Origin of the sequence: Pseudodesulfovibrio sp. 5S69, assembly GCF_037094465.1 — a bacterium.
GTDB lineage: Bacteria > Desulfobacterota > Desulfovibrionia > Desulfovibrionales > Desulfovibrionaceae > Pseudodesulfovibrio > Pseudodesulfovibrio methanolicus.
This window is the reverse complement of sequence record NZ_CP146609.1, coordinates 1,846,193-1,861,616: the sequence shown is the minus strand read 5'-3', so window position 1 is coordinate 1,861,616 and position 15,424 is coordinate 1,846,193. Positions and strand designations below refer to the sequence as shown.

13 protein-coding genes are annotated in these 15,424 nt (G+C 65.9%); 5 read left to right on the top strand and 8 right to left on the bottom strand.

Annotation, left to right across the window (positions count from 1 at the left end; all coding sequences use genetic code 11):
* Positions 1 to 153: 153 nt before the first annotated feature.
* Together V8V93_RS08700 and V8V93_RS08695 are read right to left on the bottom strand one after the other, a co-directional pair.
* Positions 154 to 1,632: a tetratricopeptide repeat protein gene (locus V8V93_RS08700; RefSeq protein WP_338669967.1), complete on the bottom strand. Its 1,479-nt coding sequence runs from the start codon at positions 1,630 to 1,632 to the stop codon at positions 154 to 156.
* Between the two features lie 104 nt (positions 1,633 to 1,736).
* Positions 1,737 to 2,942, bottom strand: a complete 1,206-nt coding sequence (locus V8V93_RS08695; protein ID WP_338669966.1) for an aminopeptidase — start codon at positions 2,940 to 2,942, stop codon at positions 1,737 to 1,739.
* Positions 2,943 to 3,211: 269 nt separating this feature from the next.
* Here V8V93_RS08695 and V8V93_RS08690 point away from each other — a divergent pair, with 269 nt between their 5' ends.
* Both V8V93_RS08690 and V8V93_RS08685 read left to right on the top strand, forming a co-directional pair.
* Positions 3,212 to 4,942, top strand: coding sequence for an ABC transporter ATP-binding protein/permease (locus tag V8V93_RS08690; RefSeq protein WP_338669965.1), 1,731 nt, complete (start codon positions 3,212 to 3,214; stop codon positions 4,940 to 4,942).
* Between the two features lie 49 nt (positions 4,943 to 4,991).
* Positions 4,992 to 5,966, top strand: coding sequence for a YheT family hydrolase (locus V8V93_RS08685; RefSeq protein ID WP_338669964.1), 975 nt, complete (start codon positions 4,992 to 4,994; stop codon positions 5,964 to 5,966).
* 74 nt (positions 5,967 to 6,040) lie between these two features.
* Here V8V93_RS08685 and V8V93_RS08680 read toward each other — a convergent pair whose 3' ends face one another.
* The 5 genes from V8V93_RS08680 to V8V93_RS08660 form a co-directional block, all read right to left on the bottom strand.
* Positions 6,041 to 7,252, bottom strand: coding sequence for a multidrug effflux MFS transporter (locus V8V93_RS08680; RefSeq protein ID WP_338669963.1), 1,212 nt, complete (start codon positions 7,250 to 7,252; stop codon positions 6,041 to 6,043).
* A gap of 138 nt (positions 7,253 to 7,390) precedes the next feature.
* Positions 7,391 to 7,864 carry an arsenate reductase ArsC gene (locus V8V93_RS08675; protein ID WP_338669962.1) on the bottom strand — a complete coding sequence of 158 codons (474 nt, stop codon included), beginning with the start codon at positions 7,862 to 7,864 and terminating at the stop codon, positions 7,391 to 7,393.
* 214 nt (positions 7,865 to 8,078) lie between these two features.
* Positions 8,079 to 10,676, bottom strand: coding sequence for an ATP-dependent chaperone ClpB (gene clpB, locus V8V93_RS08670; protein ID WP_338669961.1), 2,598 nt, complete (start codon positions 10,674 to 10,676; stop codon positions 8,079 to 8,081).
* A gap of 31 nt (positions 10,677 to 10,707) precedes the next feature.
* On the bottom strand, positions 10,708 to 11,043 hold the full coding sequence (locus V8V93_RS08665) for a chaperone modulator CbpM (protein WP_338669960.1): 336 nt from the start codon (positions 11,041 to 11,043) through the stop codon (positions 10,708 to 10,710).
* Positions 11,044 to 11,053: 10 nt separating this feature from the next.
* Positions 11,054 to 12,043 (bottom strand): DnaJ C-terminal domain-containing protein, encoded by a 990-nt coding sequence (locus V8V93_RS08660; protein WP_338669959.1) that lies wholly within the window; start codon positions 12,041 to 12,043, stop codon positions 11,054 to 11,056.
* A 145-nt stretch (positions 12,044 to 12,188) separates the two neighbouring features.
* Between V8V93_RS08660 and V8V93_RS08655 the strand changes: the two genes are divergently transcribed.
* Positions 12,189 to 12,746: a BON domain-containing protein gene (locus V8V93_RS08655; RefSeq protein ID WP_338669958.1), complete on the top strand. Its 558-nt coding sequence runs from the start codon at positions 12,189 to 12,191 to the stop codon at positions 12,744 to 12,746.
* 26 nt (positions 12,747 to 12,772) lie between these two features.
* Here V8V93_RS08655 and V8V93_RS08650 read toward each other — a convergent pair whose 3' ends face one another.
* Positions 12,773 to 13,375 carry a PHP domain-containing protein gene (locus tag V8V93_RS08650; RefSeq protein ID WP_338669957.1) on the bottom strand — a complete coding sequence of 201 codons (603 nt, stop codon included), beginning with the start codon at positions 13,373 to 13,375 and terminating at the stop codon, positions 12,773 to 12,775.
* A 100-nt stretch (positions 13,376 to 13,475) separates the two neighbouring features.
* Here V8V93_RS08650 and V8V93_RS08645 point away from each other — a divergent pair, with 100 nt between their 5' ends.
* Together V8V93_RS08645 and V8V93_RS08640 are read left to right on the top strand one after the other, a co-directional pair.
* Positions 13,476 to 14,795: an alkaline phosphatase family protein gene (locus V8V93_RS08645; RefSeq protein ID WP_338669956.1), complete on the top strand. Its 1,320-nt coding sequence runs from the start codon at positions 13,476 to 13,478 to the stop codon at positions 14,793 to 14,795.
* 2 nt (positions 14,796 to 14,797) lie between these two features.
* Positions 14,798 to 15,346, top strand: a complete 549-nt coding sequence (locus V8V93_RS08640; protein ID WP_338669955.1) for a nicotinate-nucleotide adenylyltransferase — start codon at positions 14,798 to 14,800, stop codon at positions 15,344 to 15,346.
* Positions 15,347 to 15,424: the final 78 nt, after the last annotated feature.

Sequence of the window (15,424 nt, the reverse complement as noted above, 5' to 3'; positions counted from 1 at the left end):
CCTTGGGAAACGTATTGAGTAATGAAAAGGCCAGCGGGGAGCCAGACCTGTGGGGAAAATAAGCATGGGGATAAGGTTGTCAATAACCAGGATGACAAGAAAAATCCGGAGGGCGGGCCGCGCGCGGCGACAAGGGCCGGACCGGGACGGCGGCTACAGCCGGATGGGGCCGCTTCCGGCCGCGGTGACCTCGCGCAGGAGCCTCTCGGCGTCCTGGAATCCCGGAGAAATTTCGAGGAGGTACGTCAGGACTTCCACGGCCTCGCGGGGCCTGTCGCCGCGCGCGAAGGTCGAGCCCACCGAGTAGGCCAGGTTGGGGTTGTCCCGGTACAGGTCCGGATTGAGCGCCAGGGCGTTGCGCATGTGTTGCGCCGCTTCGCGGTAGCACTGGCCCTCGCCGTAGGCCAGGCTGATGTTGTACTGGATGTTTTCGTCTTCCGGGGAGTATTTGGCGGCTTCGCCGTACGCCTCGATGGCCTCGTTCCACAACCCCTGCTTGCGCAGGGAGATGCCCAGGCGGTTATAGACGGACATGGTCAGGGCGCTCTTGGAATTCTTCACCAGCTCCAGGCTCCGGCGATAGTACTTGGCGGCCATCCCGGGGTCGAATCGGGAGGCCATCTCGGCGATGTCCAGGGACATCTCGCCCACCGCGCTCAGGGCCTCCTCGCGGGCCGCATCGATGGCCTGGTCGAAATACTTCTCGGCGCCGGCCGCGTCGCCCTGCTCGAAGTGCATCTCGGCGATGCGCATCTTTCGGGAGCAGTTGAGCGGCGATATGTCGTCGAGCTTGCACAGGTAGTGCAGGGCCTCGCACAGGTTGTCGTCCTCGCAGTGCATGGCCGCGATCTTCTGCAGCGGCTCCAGATAGTCGCCGGAGAGGTCCTCGGCCTGCCGGTAGGCGCTCAACGCCTCTCCGCGCTTGGCCAGTCCCTTCTTGGCGTCCCCCAGCACGACCATGGCGGCCGCGTGCCGGGGCCAGCGGGACAGGACCTGCTCGGCCACGGCCTGGGCCTCCTCGAAGCGGTTGGCCCGGATGTGCTCGCGTCCCTCGCAGACCAGAGCGTCCGCCTCGCACCGGGGCTTGAGCATGAAGGCGATCTTCTTGATCACGGAGTTGATGCTCGCCGGCTTCTTGAGGAAGGAGTCCGCGCCGTCCTCGTAGAATTGGAAAAGCCGTTCGCGGTTGATGTCCCGCGAGATCACGGCCACCTTCATGTCAGGATACATTGGCTTGACGTGGCGCAGGTAGGAAACGGTCAGTTCCGAGTCCAGGGCGTACTCGATGAACAGAAACAGCGTGGCCCCGTTGGCCGCGAGGCCCCTGAGCAGGTTCGAGGCCCCGGCCAGATCCTGGGCCGCGAACACCGTCCCCTGGGGCAGGCCCATGGTCTGGCACACGGCGGCGCGGAAGGTATGGACGAAGGTCTTGTCGCGGGTGACGAGCAAAAAAACGCCCTTGCCGGCGGCGAAATCAATGATGACGTCGCGGTACTTGTTCGCCACCTCATCGTCGGTCTTGATCACGTAGAGATTCCGCGTCTCGGACCGCTGCCGGGCCTCCAGTTCCTGCAACTCGGCCTGCTCGGTCCTGACCAAATAGAGGCTTTTACGTCTCGGATTCTTCTTCATGTCGATACCCGCTGTTCTATACAACAATATGCACTGCGAAGCCAACAGAAAAATTGTTACGAATGCCCTGTCGGACGATTCCCGCTGAACCGGAGACCGGCCCCTCAGAGGCGAAACCGCCCATTCTCGTAGACCAGCTTCGGACTGCCGTCCGCCAGCCGGGCGGTGACCCGCTTGGGCTGGGTGTTGACCAGGTCCCAGTGCATGTCGGACGAGTTGAAGCCGAGTTCGTATTCCAGCTCCGGGGTGAGCAGCTCGGGCGGGCCGGAGAAACTTTCGAGCACCGAGCCGCCCAGGGCCAGGTGGCAGTTGCCGTGCTCCCCGCCGAAGTTCTCGTCCAGGAGGGTGTGGGCCATGAACCGGTCCACCCGTGAGAACCGCCTGTCGGTCAGGGAGAACTCCCCCACCCTGCGCGCGCCCGCGTCCGAATAGAGCTGCTGCTGGACGAACACCTGACCGACCTCGGCCTCGGCCCGCGAGGCAACGCCCCCGGAGAAGTCCAAGACCATGCCGGACACCAGGTGGCCGTAGCGCAGGGTAGGCTGGTCCGCGAAGTAGGTCCCGTCCACCTTGCGCGCGTCCGGGGCGACGTAGATCTCGTAGCCGGGGATGTTGGCCCCGTTCACGCCCACGAACCGGCGGTTGTCGCCGATGCCCACGGTCAGGTCGATGTCCTCCGATTCCACCCTGAGCGAGCGGATGGACAGGCCGTCGAGCCAGGCCCGGACCTCGCCGACCTCCCGCTTCAAGCGCCGCCACTCGGCCGCAGGGTCGGGCATGTTCAGCCAGCAGGCGCGCTTCAGGGCGTAGGCGTACTCGTCGAGCGTCATGCCCGCGCCCTTGGCCAGGGCCTCGGTCGGATACAGGCAGGTGGTCCAGCCCATGGCCCCGGACTGCCTGCGCCGCTGGAGGATGCGCCGGTTGGGCGCGTCTGCGCGCCGGGCCTCGGCGATGGTGCGCGGGTCCACGGTCCGGAGGTAGGTCAGCTCCTCCGGGGCGATGATGTTGATGACCCCGGCGGTCCGGGAGTAGAGCTCGGCAAGTCCCGGCTGTTGGAACAGAAGTTGGCCGAAGCTGGAATTGAGGTAGCGCTCCATCTCCATGTAGGGCGTGGGCTGGGCCATGGCCACGGGCATGAGGTGCATGTCCATGAGCCGCGAGTAGACCGCCTCGGCCAGGGCCAGTCCGGGGATGTCGTAGCGGATGAGGACCATCTCGCTGTTGCGCAGGGGGCATCCCCTGGACTCGTTGAGCGCCCAGGTCAGGATCTCGGCGTAGTTTTCCATGTCGGTCTGATCGTACAGCGGCACGCGGGCTCCTCGGGTTCGCGCCCGTCGGCGGGCGGTGCCCAAGGGTAGCCAATCCGGACCGGTCCGGGCAACCCCTTTCCCGGCCCGCCCAATGGTGCAACCCGCTTCACCCACTTGACACCGGCGGCCGACGAAGCCATGCAGGATCGGTACATTTGTTCGCATGGCACCGGACGCCGCCCTCGGGCGGTCCCCGAAGTCTTCACCCCGCCGCGACTCCACAGCCGAACGACTGCGCCGCCGACGGCCCTGCTCTCCGCGAGACCCGCATGAACGTGACGAAAAATTTTCTGCGCGACACCTGGCGCCTGACCAAGCCCTACTGGTTCTCCGAAGACCGGCTGCGCGGCCGCCTGCTCCTGGCCGTAATCCTGTCCATGAGCCTGGGCCTGGTCTACCTGAACGTGCTCTTCAACAAGTGGAACAACGCCTTTTACGACAGCCTCCAGAACCACGACTGGAAGGCGTTCACCCACCAGTTGCTCGTCTTCGGCGTGCTGGCCTGCATCTACATCGCCGTGGCCGTGTACCAACTCTACCTGCAGCAGATGCTCCAGATCCGCTGGCGGCGCTGGCTCACGGACACCCTCATGAATCGCTGGCTCGCGAACCGGACCTACTACGTCATGCAGATGCGCGGTGGGGAGACCGACAACCCGGACCAGCGCATCGCCGACGACATCGACTCCTTCGTCAGCCAGACCTTGACCCTGACCCTGGGCTTCCTGGAATCGACCATCACCCTGATCTCCTTCGTAGGCATCCTCTGGAACCTGTCCGGCGCGCTCTCCTTCACCCTGGCCGGGGTGGGCGTCACCGTGCCCGGCTACATGGTCTGGACCGCGCTGGTCTATGCCCTGGTGGGCAGCTACCTGACCATGCGCGTGGGCCGGCCGCTCATCCGGCTGAACTTCGACCAGCAGCGCTATGAGGCGGACTTCCGCTTCAGTCTGGTGCGCTTCCGCGAGAGCGTGGAGGGCGTGGCCCTGTACGGCGGCGAACAGGATGAATCCTCCATCTTCAAGGGCCGCTTCGACAAGGTCGTCTCCAACTGGTGGGCGATCATGAAGCGGCAGAAGCGACTTTCCTGGCTGACCAACGGCTATGCGCAGGCTGCGGTGATCTTCCCCATCCTGGCGGCCGCTCCGCGCTACTTCTCCGGGGCCATGGAGCTGGGCGGCCTGATGCAGACCGCCTCGGCCTTCGGCCAGGTCCAGGGGTCGCTCAGCTGGTTCGTGAACGCCTACTCCGAACTGGCCTCCTGGCGGGCCACCGTGGACCGTCTGACCAGCTTCTCCCACGCCATGGACGAAGTCCGCGAGGCCCAGAACGGCAGCGGCCTGACCCGCGACACCGCCGACGGAGACGTCCTGACCCTCCGGGAGCTCGCCCTGGCCCTGCCCGACGGCGGCCCCATGGTAGAGCCCGTGGGCCTGACCCTGCGCAAGGGCGAGAGCCTGCTCATCAGCGGTCCCTCGGGCACGGGCAAGTCCACCCTGCTGCGCGCCATCGCCGGGCTGTGGCCTTACGCCACCGGAGCCATCCACTTGCCCGCCGGGGGCCGGACCCTGTTCCTGCCGCAGAAGCCGTACCTGCCCATGGGCGACCTGCGCGCCGTGCTCAGCTACCCCACCCCGGAGGGCGGCTTCGACGACGACGCCCTGCGCGCCGCCCTGGCCGACTGCGGCCTGGAAAGGCTGGCCGGGCTGCTCGACGACGAACGCTACTGGGCGCAGACCCTGTCCCCCGGCGAGCAGCAGCGGCTGGCCTTTGCCCGCATGCTCCTGCAGAAGCCGGACTGGCTCTTCCTGGACGAGGCCACCTCGGCCCTGGACGAGGACGGCGAGGCGCGGCTCTATGCCCTCCTGCGCGAACGGCTGCCCGACGCCGCCGTGGTCAGCGTGGGCCATCGCTCCTCCCTGCTGCCCTTCCACGGACAGCGGATCACCCTCAGGACGGCCAAGCTCCAGCCGACAATCCGACCGGTCGAGCGCGCATAAAGGCCACGCGCCGCTTTACTTCGCGGGCGCGCGGTCGTACACCAACCGCATGCCTGTACTGCCCATTCCCGACTACCGGCCGCCCTTCCCGTTCGCCTCGGGCCACATGGCCACCCTGTACCCGCCGCTCTTCAGGCTTACGCCCCTGACCGCGCCCGAGCCCGAGCGCGTGGAGTTGGCGGACTCGGACTTCCTGGACCTGGACTGGCACCGCTCGCGCACCGGCGAGTCCAACCGGCTGGTCATCGTCAGCCACGGGCTGGAAGGGAATTCGCACAAGAAATACGTGCTCGGCATGGCGGCCATGGCCACCAAAAACGGCTGGGACGCGGCCTGCTGGTCCCAGCGCGGATGCAGCGACGAGCCCAACCGGCTGCCCCGCTGCTACCACTCGGGCGAGACCGGGGACCTGCACGAGATCATCCTGCATTGCCTGTCCACCGGGCGCTACCACCAGCTGGTCCTGATCGGCTTCTCCATGGGCGGCAACCAAATCCTCAAGTACCTGGGCGAGAACCCGGAACGGGTGCCTGAAGAGGTGGCCGGGGCCGTGGCCTTCTCCACCCCCTGTGACCTGGACGCAGCCGAGCGGGTCATCTCCTCCCACCACATCTACTTCGAATATTTCATGCGCGGCCTGCGCCGAAAGATGCGCGAAAAGGGCGAGCGCTTCCCGGACGTGGTCGACGCGTCAAGGCTCAAGGGCATCCGTACCCTGCGCGACTTCGACAACCGATTCACCGCGCCCATGGGCGGATTCGCGAACGCGGCGGACTACTACGCCAAGGCGTCGTCCCTCCAGTTCCTGCGCTCCGTGCGCGTGCCCACCCTGCTGGTCAACGCCCAGAACGACCCGTTCCTGACCCCGACCTGCTTCCCGGTGGCCGAGGCCATGTCCAACCCGCGCCTGTTCCTGGAGACCCCGGTCCACGGCGGCCACGTGGGCTTCGTGACCAAGGGCGGGCAGAACGTTTACTGGTCCGAGTGCAGAGCCGAGGCCTTTCTCCGCGACATCCCCGCCTGAGCGGCCCCCATTGCAACAAAAAAGCCCGTGCGCAATCGTGCGCACGGGCTTTCGCCGTTTATGGCCTGCGGCGGCTAGGTGAACCGGCAGCGCTTCCTGACGGCCAGCAGGGCCGTCAGCGGAATCACGGTGCCCAGCACGCCGAGCATGCCCAGGATCATGGGCTTGTGGTTCCAGTCCATGGAAATAAGCTCCATGGACAGGGCCGCGACAAAGAATATCTCGAAGGTCAGGATGCCCGAGGCCGCGCCCACGTCCGTGTCCACCTGGTCCAGGATCATGGAGTTGGAGATGGGCCGGGAAAAACCCACGCTCAGCGACATGCAGAACATGGGGATGGCCAGGGTCAGAGGCGTGTGTCCGCCGAGGATGAGCATCAGGATGGTGGACGCGAACAGGAAGGCGAAGGTGGTGTAGAGCATGTTCAGCGGCTTGTACGTGCCGACCATGCGGGTGCAGATGAACGAGCCGAGCATGAAGCCGATGGCGTTGGCCCCGAAATAGATGCCGAAGGCCTGTTCGGACAACCCCAGCTCATTGATGTACATGTCCGCCGAGCCGCCGATGAAAGCGAAATGGGGCAGGGACATGAGCGCGAACCCGCTGGCCAGAACCGTGAACGGCAGGTTCTTCAGCACCAGCCGGTACCGCCCGGCCACGGCCAGGAAACCACCGCGCGTGAACTCGGTCAGGGGCTCCTTGAGACGCGCCACACCGTACAGCCCGATCAGGGCCATGAACCCCTGGACGGCGAATATCCAGCGCCAGGAGGCGAATTTGAGCATCAGCCCGCCGATGGACGGGGCCAACATGGGAGCCAAGGCCATGATGACCCCCATGTGGGCCAGGATTTTCTGCCGCTGGCCCCCCTCGTACAGGTCCTTGGACAGGGCCAGGGCCAGTGACGCCCCGGCCGCCGCTCCCGCGGCCTGCAGACACCGGCAGGCGATAAGCACCTCAATGGAGGGGGACAGGGCGCAGCCGATGGAGGCCAGGATGAACAGGAGCAGTCCGCCGGTGAGCACCGGCTTGCGCCCGAAGCGGTCGGACAGCGGACCGTGAACGAGCAGAAATACGCTGAACACGCCCATGAACAGGACCATGGACAGGTTGGCCGTGGCATAGGAGATGCCCCACTGCACCTGCAGGGTGGGGATGGCGGGCAGATACATGTCTGTGGACAGGGGAGGAAACGCCGCCAGCAGAGCCAGCAGAATCAGATTGGGCATGAAGACCTCGATAATTGTTGAAGGCGCAACCTTCGGGAAAGACTCGCCGGATGTCAAGGAAGTTCTTGCCCGGAGTCGAGAGGGGCTCCTTCGGGGGATGTCTGAAGGACGTAACGGGAGACGGGGAGATGACGGGAACCGGGGAACCCGGGCCCGACCGCTTCCCCAGGCGGGGCGGCGGGATTTCCAACCGGATCAGTCGAGCGGCCGTATTTCCCAGAACTCGCTGAGTTTCTTGATGTCTCCGGACCGGGCCCACTCCAGAAACTCGTAGACGACGGCCTTGATCCTGTCGCGGATGACCCGGACCTGGGCCAGCTTTTCCTCATGGGTGCCCCGGACCTCGGCCGGGTCCGGGAACGGGAGATGCAGACGGTGCGTCATGCCGGGATAGATGGGGCACTGCTTCTCCACCGACTCCTCGCAGACCGTGATGACGTAGCTGAACATCCGGCCTTCCCTGTACAGGTCGAAGGCCGACTGCGTCTTGTGCCCGGAGAGGTCTATGCCCTCCTCCTTCATGACCTCGACCACCAGAGGATTGATCTCCGTGGGTTCGAAACCGGCGCTCTCGGCCACGAACTCGCCGCCCCCGAACGCATTGAGGTAGGCTTCCGCCATCTGGCTGCGCGCGCTGTTGTGCACGCAGATGAACAACACTTTATCCATGGTCGCACTCCTGAATGATGAGGTCGAGGAATCACATTTCGGCACGGCAGAGGCCCCGGCGGGCGCGTCCCTCCCTGCCGGATAACATAGCCCACTTGCCCGCGCCCTTGGTTTCAAACAGGTGACGAATACAGGGTCCGCCCGGCAGGAGCGCAAAAAAAAGGCCGGTGCCCCGTTCCGGGCACCGGCCTTGAATGTCGTCCGTGGTGTCATCCTAGTCGAAGACCAGCTCCCCGTCGCGCTCGTCCACGGTGACGGCCTGTCCGTCGGCCAGGTCGCCGCCGATGAGGCGCTTGGCCAGCGGGGTCTCCAGGTGGTGCTGGAGGTAGCGGTGCAGGGGCCGCGCACCGAAGGACGGGTCGTAGGCCGACTGGGCGATGAACGCCTTGGCCCGGTCCGTCAGGGTCAGGCCGATGTTGCGCTCTTCGAGCCGGACGCGCAGGCTGGCCACCAGCAGGTCGATGATGCCGATGAGCTGGTCCTGGGTCAGCGGCCGGAAGAGCACGGTCTCGTCCACGCGGTTCAGGAACTCGGGCCGGAAATGGCGCCTGAGCACCTCGCGGACCTGGTCCTCCACGCCCGGCTTGAACTCGCCGGACTGGTCGATGCCGTCGAGCATGAACTCGGCCCCGAGGTTGGAGGTCATGATCACGATGGTGTTCTTGAAGTCCACCGTGCGGCCGTGGGAATCGGTCAGCCGCCCGTCGTCCAGGATCTGCAAGAGCACGTTGAACACGTCGTGGTGCGCCTTCTCGATCTCGTCGAACAAGATGACCGAGTACGGCTTGCGCCGCACGGCCTCGGTCAGTTGACCGCCCTCGTCGTAGCCCACGTAGCCCGGAGGCGCGCCGATGAGCCGGGCCACGGTGTGCTTCTCCATGTACTCGGACATGTCGATGCGGATCATGTTGTCCTCGGTGTCGAACAGGGCCGAGGCCAGGGTCTTGCACAGCTCGGTCTTGCCCACGCCCGTGGGGCCGAGGAAGATGAACGAACCGATGGGCCTGGACGGGTCCTTGAGCCCGGCCCGGGCGCGCAGCACGGCGTCGGCCACGGCCTGGACCGCCTGGTCCTGGCCGATGACCCGCTCGTGCAGGACGTCGCCCAGCCGCAGCAGCTTCTCGCGTTCGCCCTCCATGAGCCGGGAGACCGGGATGCCGGTCCACTTGGCGATGACCTGGGCGATATCGTCCGGGCCGACCTCCTCGCGGACCATGCGCGGGCCGTCCCCGGTTTCCAGGGCCTCATTGCGCTCGGCCAGCTCCTTTTCGAGCTGGGGCAGCTTGCCGTATTCGAGCTCGGCGGCCCGATTGTAGTCGGGGATGCGCTTGGCCTCGTCGATCTCGCGGCGGGTGGCCTCGATCTCGCCCTTGAGGGCGCGCAGCCGCTCGATGCCGGATTTCTCGTTCTCCCATTGGGCCAGCATGGCGGACTGGGATTCCTTGAGTTCGGCCAGCTTCTTCTCCAGTTCGGCCAGCCGCTCGCGGGACGCCTTGTCGGTCTCCCGCTTGAGCGCCTCGCGCTCGATCTCGTACTGCATGATCTGGCGGTTGGCCGTGTCCAGCTCATAGGGCTGGGAGTCGATCTCGGTGCGGATCAGGGCCGCGGCCTCGTCGATGAGGTCGATGGCCTTGTCCGGAAGCTGCCGGTCGGTGATGTACCGGCTGGACAGCACGGCCGCCTCGACGATGGCCCCGTCCGCGATGCGCACGCCGTGGTGCACCTCGAACCGCTCGCGCAGGCCGCGCAGGATGGAGATGGTGTCCTCCACGGACGGCTCCTCCACCAGCACGGTCTGGAAGCGGCGCTCCAGGGCCGGGTCCTTTTCGATATATTTGCGGTACTCGTCCAGGGTGGTCGCGCCGATGCAGTGCAGCTCGCCGCGCGCCAGCATGGGCTTGAGGATGTTGCTCGCGTCCATGGCCCCGTCGGTCTTGCCCGCGCCCACGATGGTGTGCAGCTCGTCGATGAACATGAGGATCTGCCCGGCGGACTCGGCCACCTCCTTGAGCACGGCCTTGAGCCGCTCCTCGAACTCGCCGCGGTACTTGGCCCCGGCGATGAGCGCGGACATGTCCAGCGAGAACACGGTCTTGTCCTTGAGGCCCTCGGGCACGTCGCCCTTGACGATGCGCTGGGCCAGCCCCTCGGCGATGGCCGTCTTGCCGACGCCCGCCTCGCCGATGAGCACCGGATTGTTCTTGGTCCGGCGGCTGAGGATGCGGATGACGCGGCGGATCTCGCTGTCGCGGCCGATGACCGGGTCGAGCTTGCCCGAACGGGCCTCCTCCACCAGGTCGCGACCGTACTTCTTAAGCGACTCGTAGGTCGCCTCCGGATTGTCCGAGGTCACGCGCTGCTTGCCGCGGACCTCTTCCAGGGCGGTCAGGACCTTGTTCTTGTCCAGGCCGAACTGCTTGTTGACCCGGCCCACGCCCGAACTGCCGGACTCGTCCATGAGGGCCACGAAGACGTGCTCCACCGAGACGTACTCGTCCTTCATGCGCTTGCGCATGTCGTCGGCGGCGACCAGCGCCTTCTGCATGCGCTGGGTGACCACGATCTGGTCCGGGCGCACGCCCGAGCCCGACACGCTGGGCATCTTGGCAATCTCGGCGTCGACGGCCCCGAGATAGGCGTCCGGGGCCACGCCGAGCTTGCGCAGGATCTGGCCGGCCAGGCCGTTCTCCTGGGCCACCAGGGCGTGCATGAGATGTTCGCAGTCTATCTGCTGATGGCCGCTCCGGATGGCCAGGTTCTGGGCCTCGGAAACGGCTTCCTGAGTTTTGCGGGTGAATGTGTTGATATCCATTATATGACTACCTCCTCGTGAAATATGTCTGTCAGACGAGCCTCCTGAGTTCCTCGACCTCGGTCTCGAGCTCCTCGACCCGTTCGAGCAGGTCCACGATGATGGACCCGCCGTAGACCGAGACCTCCAGGTCGTGGACCAGGCGCATGAGCTTGTGGATGCGGTAGACGTCCTTGAACCGGAACAGGTATTCCGCCGCTCCGGTCCGCTTGGGGCTGATCCAGCCGAGGTCGACCAGCTCGCTCATCTCGGCGGGCTCGATGGAGGTCAGCTGGACCACCTGGGCCCAGGCCACGTATTCGCTGCGCTCGGGCAGGTTCAGGCCCGGCATCTGCATGATCATTTCCTGCAATTTCTTCGTGGTCATTGTCGTACCTCTAGAAACTTCTCGGCTTGAAGGCCGATACCTTCTGCAATTGTTCGAACAGGTCGCGCTCCTCGGCCGAGAGCCGCTCCGGGACCTGGATCATGATGCGCACGTACTGGTCGCCCTTCTTGGCCCCGGCCCCGAGGCCGCGGCCCTTGATGCGCAGCTTCTTGCCCGAGCCGATGCCCGGCGGGATCTTCATCTCCACGGCCCCGTCCAGGGTGGGGATGCGCGCGGTGGTACCGAGCGCCGCCTCCCACGGGGACAGCGGCAGGTCGAGAACCACGTCCGATTCGGAGACCTTGAACATGTGGTGCGGCATGAGCCGGATCTTCAGGTACAGGTCGCCCTTGGGTCCGCCGCCCAGGCCGGGGTTGCCCTGGCCCGCCAGGCGGATCTTCTGGCCGTCCTTGATGCCCGCGGGCACCGTGACCTCAAGGGTCTTGGTGGTCATGCGCGGAATGCCGTCGGGCCCCGCGGTCTGCTCCTGCAGGGTGATGGACTTCTTGCCGCCCCGGTACGCTTCTTCCAGGGTCAGTTCGTAGGACGCCTCCGAGTCAGCGCCCCGGCGCGGACGCCGCTGATAGCCGCCGCCGAAATCGCCCTGCGAAAAGCCGCCGGACTGGAAGCCGCCGCGGAAACCGCCGCCCCCGCCGCCGAAGATGGTCTCGAAGAAGTCCGAGAAGCCCGCTCCGCCGCCGAAGCCGCCACCGCCACCGCCACCGCTGCTGAAGTGCATGTTCTCGTAGCCCGGCGGCGGCTGGAAGTTCTGGCCATGTTCCCAGTTGGAGCCGAACTGGTCATAGAGCTTGCGCTTCTTCTCGTCCTTGAGGACCTCGTAGGCCTCGTTGATCTCCTTGAACTTGTCCTCGGCTTCCTTGTCGTTCGGGTTGAGATCGGGGTGATACTTCCGGGCCAGCTTCTTGAAAGCCTTGCCGATCTCTTCCTTGGAAGCGGAGCGGGACACTCCGAGAAGTTTGTAATAGTCTCTATATTCCATTAGAATCGTTTTCCTTGCTGCTGACTGATTATAATTTCTCCGACGCTTACCTAAAGTAATATGCCTTTGCATTGTGTCAAGCCAGAAAAAACGAAAAGCGGACAATTTTCCACAGAGTTATCCACACGCCTACAAAGGAGGAAACATGCGTCATTCTCATCCACTCATTCCCGCCATGCTGATCCTTTGCCTTGCCCTGCCCTGCCTGGCCTGGACCCCGTGGGGGGCCATCTACGACAGCGCGCGCGACGAACGCAGCGTGGGCGACCAGGCCGCGGACAAGAAAATATCCCTGTCCATCAAGGCCGACCTGGCGGACAAGGATTCCAAGTTGGCCCTGAAGGTCCACGTCTATTCCTTCCTCAAGCACGTCTATCTGGTGGGCGCGATCAACGACGCCGCCTTCCGCGCCTTTGCGGTGAAGACGGCCAAGGGGACCGAAGGGGTGACCAAGGTGACCAGCTACTTCAAGCCCGAGACCGATACCACGGCCGACGACCTGGAGCTGGCGGCCAAAGTGCGCGCCGAGCTCATCGGCAACGGCGATCTGAGCTCAACCCAAATCGAGCAGGAGGTCATGAACGGCGAGGTGGTGCTGCTCGGCATGGTGCGCAGCAAGAAGGACGCCGCCCTCGCCGTGAAGGTGGCCAGGGGCGTCAAGGGCGTGCGCAAGGTCACGTCCTTTCTGATTCCGCCGAAGTAGGAAGGAGTTCCGTGGCCCAGGAAGGATCAGGCCGCCGAGCGGTGCACCATGGAGGGACGGCACTGACCCCGGTTGAGGGCCTCGACCAGGTCCCTGGTGGAGTTGACCGGCACGGTGAACCGTGTCGGGCAGCGGCCGAGTTCGCTCAGGGAGTGGGCGTCGGACCCGGCCACGGCGGTCATGTCGTGTCCCGCGATCAGGCTCATGGCCAGGTCGTTCTCGACATTGGTGTTGCGCCCGTTCTCGGCCTCGGCGATGGTGCACAGCCCCCGGTCGAAGATGACCGGGTCCGCCGGACGCCAGGTTCGGCACGGGTGCGCCGATATGGCCGCGCCGCCCAGGTCGCGCACCGCCGGCAGCAGCGCCTCGGCGGACAGCCCCTGGGGGAGGGAGCGTACGTTCCCGAAGATCAGGTAGTCGCCCTGGTCCGTGGTGTACTCCATGCCCACGATGAGGAGCAGCCCGTCGGGCTGAAATCCCTCCCGGCATTGTGTCAGAATGGACATGGTGTCGTGATCGGTGATACAAACGGCATCCAACCCCAGGGAACGAGCGTTGCTCAGAATCTCCGAAGGCTTCAGGATGCTGCACGGGGAGCAGGTGGAATGGACGTGAAGGTCTATCAGCATGGTGGTTATCCTACACCCGTCCCCACGCAAGGCAATGAGATTGTATTTATGATAATCATTATTGGTATAGATGATTTCTATAAACGAGCCGGAGCCGCCCATGCCTGACACATGCATCCTGGTCCTGCTGGACGGCCTGGGCGACCGGTCCCATCCCTGCCTCGGCGACCGCACTCCGCTCCAGGCGGCGGCCACGCCGTGCCTGGACCGACTGGCCGCCCTCTCCGCCACCGGACTATACCACGCCACCTTCTTCGGCCAGCCCCTGCCCTCGGAGAACGCCCACTTCGCCCTGTTCGGCGGGCTGCCCGAGGAGTTCCCGGGACGCGGCGCACTGGAGGCCCTGGGCGCGGGGTTGGACCTCGGCCCCGACGACGTGGCCCTGCTCACCCACTTCGCCCACATCGGCCCGGACGCGGACAACCGGTTGACCCTGCTCCACGACAAGGTCCCGGCCACCCCCGGCGAGGCCGACGCCCTGTTCGCCGCCCTGCCGCCCTTCGAGTCCGAGGGAGTGGCCGCCTCCCTGCACCCGGTGGGCGGTCTGTTCGGCGTGCTGGTCCTGCGCGGCGAGGTCTCGCCCTTTGTCACGGACACCAACCCCATGGTGGACGGACGGATCCTGCCCCGCCCCCTGCCGCTCAAGGATCACGAGGACCGGGCCGCGCTGCGCACGGCGCACGTCCTGGAGCAATATCTCCTGCGGGCGCACCGCACCCTCTCGGCCCTGCCCTTCAACCGCGAGCGGGAGCGGGCCGGGCAGGTCCCGGCCAACGGGCTGGTCACCCAACGGGCCGGGCGGCTGACCCGCTGCCCGACCATGCGCCGGCGGTACGGATTGCGCGCGCTGTCCATCGCCACCGGGGCCATGTACGCCGGGCTGGCCCGGTTCACGGGCATGGATTTCCTGAAGGCGCGCGACACGGACGATCCGGGCGCGGACCTGGCCGAGCGCATCCGGCTGGCGCTCGACCGCGTGGACGACTATGATTTCATACACGTGCACACCAAGAGACCGGACCAGGCGGCCCACACCAAGGACCCCGAGGCCAAGGTCCGGGTCATCGAGTCCCTGGACCGGGGGCTCGGCGAGGTGGCCGACGCCGTCCTGGCAGACCAACGCCTGCTCCTGGCCGTGACCGCAGACCATTCCACCCCGAGCTGCGGCGCGCTGATCCATTCGGGCGAGCCCGTGCCGCTGCTGTTCTCTGGCCGAGGCGTTCGCCGCGACCGGGTCGCCGCCTTCGACGAGGTCTCCGTGGCCGGAGGTGCGCTGGGCTGCATGCGCGGCCGCGAGTTCCTGTTCACGGTCCTCAACTATCTCGACCGCGCCCGGCTGGAGGGCATCCGCGACACACCCGAGCCGGTGGAATACTGGCCGGGCGATCACTCCCCGTTCATCCTCGATCCCCAGGAGTAACCATGCACCCCCTCGGCTTCATCCACGGACGGTTCCAGGTCCTGCACAACGACCATCTGGTCTACCTGCTGGCGGGCAAAGAGTTGTGCGAGCGGCTGATCATCGGCGTGACCAACCCGGACGCGGCCACCACCCGCGAGGAGGCCACCAACCCGGAGCGGTCCAGCCGGGAGAGCAACCCCCTGACCTTCGAGGAACGCAAGGCCATGATCGAGGCCGCCCTGATGGAGGCCGGGGTGGACCGACACGCATTTTCCGTGATTCCCTTCCCGATCAACTGCCCGGAGCTGCTCGAAGGATGCGCCCCGCGCGACGCGGTCTACTACCTGACCATCTACGACGACTGGGGGCGGGAGAAGCTCAAGCGGTTCCAGGCGCTGGGCCTGACCACCCACGTCATGTGGGAGCGTCCCCAAAGCGAAAAGGGCATCTGCGGCACGGACGTGCGCGCGGCCATCCGCGACGGCGGCGAGTGGCGCCACCTGGTTCCCCCGGCGGTGGCCACCCTGGTGGACCGCTGGCAACTGGCCGAACGGTTCAGGACGCTCTAATCAACATCCGATCCCCCCGGCGACCCCATACCAACCCGCGCCGCAGGCGCACACTGGGGTGCAGGGGGGCGAGCCCCT

Coding starts and splice junctions, on each gene's coding strand:
- V8V93_RS08700 (WP_338669967.1), bottom strand. CDS start 1,632: ATGAAGAAGAATCCGAGACGTAAAAGCCTCTATTTGGTCAGGACCGAG.
- V8V93_RS08690 (WP_338669965.1), top strand. CDS start 3,212: ATGAACGTGACGAAAAATTTTCTGCGCGACACCTGGCGCCTGACCAAG.
- V8V93_RS08685 (WP_338669964.1), top strand. CDS start 4,992: ATGCCTGTACTGCCCATTCCCGACTACCGGCCGCCCTTCCCGTTCGCC.
- V8V93_RS08675 (WP_338669962.1), bottom strand. CDS start 7,864: ATGGATAAAGTGTTGTTCATCTGCGTGCACAACAGCGCGCGCAGCCAG.
- clpB (WP_338669961.1), bottom strand. CDS start 10,676: ATGGATATCAACACATTCACCCGCAAAACTCAGGAAGCCGTTTCCGAG.
- V8V93_RS08665 (WP_338669960.1), bottom strand. CDS start 11,043: ATGACCACGAAGAAATTGCAGGAAATGATCATGCAGATGCCGGGCCTG.
- V8V93_RS08660 (WP_338669959.1), bottom strand. CDS start 12,043: ATGGAATATAGAGACTATTACAAACTTCTCGGAGTGTCCCGCTCCGCT.
- V8V93_RS08655 (WP_338669958.1), top strand. CDS start 12,189: ATGCGTCATTCTCATCCACTCATTCCCGCCATGCTGATCCTTTGCCTT.
- V8V93_RS08650 (WP_338669957.1), bottom strand. CDS start 13,375: ATGCTGATAGACCTTCACGTCCATTCCACCTGCTCCCCGTGCAGCATC.
- V8V93_RS08645 (WP_338669956.1), top strand. CDS start 13,476: ATGCCTGACACATGCATCCTGGTCCTGCTGGACGGCCTGGGCGACCGG.
- V8V93_RS08640 (WP_338669955.1), top strand. CDS start 14,798: ATGCACCCCCTCGGCTTCATCCACGGACGGTTCCAGGTCCTGCACAAC.